2 protein-coding genes are annotated in these 609 nt (G+C 57.6%); one reads left to right on the top strand and one right to left on the bottom strand.

The features are described 5' to 3' along the window. Positions 1 to 342, top strand: a 342-nt coding sequence (locus EN969_RS34235; RefSeq protein WP_206525370.1) for a phosphodiester glycosidase family protein, incomplete at its 5' end; no start/stop codon positions are given. Positions 343 to 414: 72 nt separating this feature from the next. Here EN969_RS34235 and EN969_RS35705 read toward each other — a convergent pair. After that, a partial coding sequence (locus EN969_RS35705) for a hypothetical protein (RefSeq protein WP_206525371.1) occupies positions 415 to 609 on the bottom strand: 195 nt, incomplete at its 5' end.

Genomic DNA, 609 nt, shown 5'->3' on the forward strand with positions numbered 1-609 from the left:
ACCAGGGACTTCGTGAAGAGGCGCCCGACCGTCGACTATGCGACGCAATCGGGGCCGATGCTGGTGATCGACGGCAAGCTGCATCCGAAATTCCAGGCCGACGGCACTTCGCGGAAAACCCGCGACGGTGTCGGGGTGCGAAAGGATGGCGTCGCGGTCTTTGCGATTTCGAATGGCACGGTGACCTTCCATGCCTTCGCCCGGCTTTTCCGCGACGCGCTCGGTTGCGATAACGCGCTGTTCCTCGACGGCACGATATCCAGCCTGTTTGCGCCTGCCATCGGCCGCAAAGACGACTACTGGAATCTCGGGCCGATGATCGGCGTCTTCAGGAAATCCTGAGCCAGTTTCCACCGCGCTTACCCGCATGCGGTATGGCGAAAAAAACTTGATTCAAACTTTATTGGTAATTTCTCATTCATAACTGATCCGGTTTGTCCGTCGGCTGTCGTTTCGCCCTCGGTCTGTTGTGTTTTGAGTACAGGTCCAGATGCGGATTCCGGGCGTCGTCAGTTTTTTGATAGCATCGCTATGCCTTGCCGGCTGCTCGTCAACGGCCGGCGTCGATGCGCTGGATTTGCAGAAACCCTCCAACGAGACCACCAGTTC

This window comes from Mesorhizobium sp. M7A.F.Ca.CA.003.01.2.1 (assembly GCF_003998945.1).
Classification (GTDB): domain Bacteria; phylum Pseudomonadota; class Alphaproteobacteria; order Rhizobiales; family Rhizobiaceae; genus Mesorhizobium; species Mesorhizobium ciceri.